The 3,422-nt window shown below is 63.2% G+C and carries 3 protein-coding genes; all 3 read right to left on the bottom strand.

Annotated features, from left to right (window positions below):
• Positions 1-1,844 (bottom strand): aminomethyl-transferring glycine dehydrogenase (gene gcvP, locus ACR0LW_RS21160; protein ID WP_480884400.1); only part of this gene is annotated, 1,844 nt, incomplete at its 3' end.
• Positions 1,845-1,954: 110 nt separating this feature from the next.
• Positions 1,955-2,320 (bottom strand): glycine cleavage system protein GcvH, encoded by a 366-nt coding sequence (gene gcvH / locus ACR0LW_RS21155; RefSeq protein WP_170456856.1) that lies wholly within the window; start codon positions 2,318-2,320, stop codon positions 1,955-1,957.
• Positions 2,321-2,338: 18 nt separating this feature from the next.
• Positions 2,339-3,422 (bottom strand): glycine cleavage system aminomethyltransferase GcvT (gene gcvT / locus ACR0LW_RS21150; RefSeq protein WP_480884397.1); only part of this gene is annotated, 1,084 nt, incomplete at its 5' end.

The following is a 3,422-nucleotide window of genomic DNA, read 5'->3' as shown; positions in this document are numbered from 1 at the left end:
ACCGGCACAACCTGCCAGCCCACCATCTGGGCCGAGGCCGGGTTGGTGCCATGGGCCGAGGTCGGGATCAGGCAGACATTGCGCTGCCCTTCGCCACGGGCGAAGTGGTAGTTGCGGATGGTCAGCAGGCCCGCATATTCGCCCTGCGCGCCCGAGTTGGGCTGCTGGCTGATCGCGTCATAGCCGGTGATCTGGCACAGCTTGTCGTTCAGATCGGCGATCATCTCGTGATAGCCCTGCGCCTGATCTTCGGGGCAGAACGGGTGCAGGTTGCCGAACTCGGGCCAGGTGACCGGGATCATCTCGATCGTGGCGTTCAGCTTCATGGTGCAGGACCCCAGCGGGATCATCGCCCGGTCCAGCGCCAGATCGCGGTCGGCCAGACGGCGCATATAGCGGGTGATCTCGGCCTCGGCCCGGTTCTGGTGGAAGATCGGGTGGGTCAGGTATTCGCTTTCCCGCAGCGCGTAATCGGGCAGGCGGTAAGCGACGTTCGAGCTGTCATCGGTGCGGTCGATGCCGAAGGCACCCCAGACGGCCTCGATGGTCTCGGGGCGGGTCTGTTCGTCCAGGCTGATGCCCACTTTTGTCTCGCCGACCTTGCGCAGGTTGACGCCGCGCGCCACGGCGGCCTCCATCACCGTTGTCTGCAGATGGCCGACCTCAACCGTGATGGTGTCAAAGAACACTTCCGGCTCAACGGCAAAGCCCGCCTCTTCCAGACCAGCGGCCAGGCGCGAGGTCTTGCGGTGCACCGATTGCGCGATGGCCTTGATGCCGTCGGGGCCGTGATAGACCGCATACATCGAGGCAATCACCGCCAGCAGCGCCTGCGCGGTGCAGACATTCGAGTTCGCCTTCTCGCGCCGAATGTGTTGCTCGCGGGTCTGCAGCGACAGCCGGTAGGCCTTGTTGCCGCGGCTGTCGATGCTGACACCGATGATCCGGCCCGGCATCGAGCGTTTCAGCTTGTCGGTGGTCGCCATGTAAGCGGCGTGCGGGCCGCCATAGCCCATCGGCACGCCAAAGCGCTGGGTCGAGCCGATGGCGATATCCGCGCCCATCTCACCCGGGGATTTCAGCAGGGCCAGCGACAGGATGTCGGCGGCGACAATGGCGATGGCTTTATGTTCGTGCAGCGCCGCGATTTCCGATGTGAAGTCGCGCACATGGCCGTGGGTGCCGGGGTACTGGAAGATCGCACCAAAGACGGCGCCCGCATCCAGCGTGTCCGGATCGGCAACCTGCACGTCGATGCCCAGAGGCTCAGCCCGGGTTTTGATCACCGCGATGGTCTGCGGGTGGCAGTTCTTGTCCACAAAGAAGGCGGCGTTGTTGGCTTTCGAACGCCCGCCGCGCTTGGCCATCGCCATGGCTTCGGCCGCGGCTGTGGCTTCGTCCAGCAGGGAGGCGTTGGCCACGTCCAGCCCGGTCAGGTCGCTGACCATGGTCTGGAAGTTCAGCAGCGCTTCAAGCCGGCCCTGGCTGATCTCGGGCTGGTACGGCGTGTAGGCGGTGTACCAGGCCGGGTTTTCCAGAATGTTGCGCAGGATCGGCGCCGGCGTGGTGGTGCCATAATAGCCCTGACCGATCAGCGAGGTCAGAACGGTGTTCTTGCTCGCCACCTCTTTCATGTGGAACAGAGCGTCGCGTTCCGTCATCGCCGGGCCCCAGTCCAGCGGCTCCTTCTGCCGGATCGCGGGCGGGACGGTGGCGTCGATCAGCTCGTCCAGCGTCTTGAAGCCAATCACCTTGAGCATGTCGCGCATCTCGGTCGGGCTGGGCCCGATATGGCGGCGGTTGGCGAAGTCATAGGCTTCGTAATCGGTCAGTTTGAAGGCCATCGTTGCGCTCCTCAGGGAATGTCTCGCCCGGCCGCTGTGGCGGATGCCTCCGGCGGGGATATTTTTAGCCAGATGAAGGACGGACCCCCGCAAGGATCCGCCGTGATTTCTTACCCGATGAAGGCCTTGTAGCCAGCTTCGTCCATCAGATCCTCAAGCTGCGACGCGTCCGCGATCTTGACCTTGTAAATCCAGGCCTCGCCCTCGGGGTCTTCGTTCAGCGCGCCGGGGTTGTCGGCCAGCGCCTCGTTGACCTCGACAATCTCGCCATCCACCGGGGCGTAGAGTTCCGAGGCCGCCTTGACGGATTCGATCACGCCGATCTCGCCGTCCTTCTCGAACTCGTCACCCACTTCCTGCTGCTCGACAAAGACCACTTCGCCCAGCTGCTCGGCGGCATGTTTGGTGATGCCCAGAGTGGCCACGTCCCCTTCGACGGTCAGCCATTCATGCTCTTCGGAATAATAGGTTGCCATGCTGTCTCTCTCCTGACTTCAACGCTTGTAATTCTGGGTGACAAAGGGCAGCGCCACGATCTGCGCCGGTTGCGCCTTGCCCCGGATGATCAGGTTCACCTTCTCTCCCGGTTCGCCGTGACCGGCGGACACATACCCCATCGCCACCGGGCCACCCACCGTGGGGCCAAAGCTGCCCGAGGTGATCTGACCGATGGTGTTGCCATTGCTGCACTGGATTTCCACGCCCTGACGCGCCGGGGCGCGGCCATCGGGCTTGATGCCCACCAGCTTGCGGGCGGCACCCTCGGCCAGTTCGCGTTGGACACGCTCGGCCCCCGGGAACCCGCCCTCTTCCTTGCGGCGCTTCTGGATTGCCCAGCCAAGGCTGGCCTCAATCGGTGAAGTGCTCTGATCGATGTCATTGCCATAGAGGCACAGCCCCGCCTCCAGCCGCAGGCTGTCACGCGCGCCCAGACCCGCCGGTTCGCAATCTTCATGCGCCAGGAACGCCTTGGTGATCTCGATGGCCTTGTCCTCGGGGATCGAGATCTCATACCCGTCCTCGCCGGTGTAGCCCAGCCGCGAGATGCGGCATTCGACGCCCATAATATCGGCCACGGTGGTTTCCATGAACTTCAGATCCCGCGCCGCAGGGCAGAGTTCCCCCACAACATCCTCGGCCTTGGGACCTTGCACCGCGACCAGCGCACGGTCGAAGATCTCGGTCACGTCTACGCCATCGAGGTTCGCCTTCATATGCGGAATGTCCTGATGCCGCAGCGCCGCGTTCACCACCACAAAGAAATGATCCCCCGCGTTCGACACAATCAGGTCATCCATGATCCCGCCATCCGCGTTGGTAAAAAACCCGTACCGCGCCTTGCCTTCTTTCAAGGTCGCATAGGCCTGCGGGCACAAAGCCTCCAGCTTCTCGCCCACATTCTCACCCCGCAGGATCACCTGACCCATATGAGACACATCAAACACCGCCGCCTTCTCACGACACTGCTTATGCTCCCCCATAATCCCCATCGGATACTGAACAGGCATCTCCCAGCCCGCAAAATCAACCAGCTTACCTCCCAAATCAACGTGCAAGGCGTACAAGGGCGTGCGTTTC

The sequence above is a fragment of the Ruegeria sp. N4 genome (assembly GCF_056531425.1).
This window is presented reverse-complemented; position numbering and strand designations above follow the sequence as displayed.

Excerpts from the sequence above, each read along its gene's own strand:
- gcvH (WP_170456856.1), bottom strand. The coding sequence starts at position 2,320 with ATGGCAACCTATTATTCCGAAGAGCATGAATGGCTGACCGTCGAAGGG.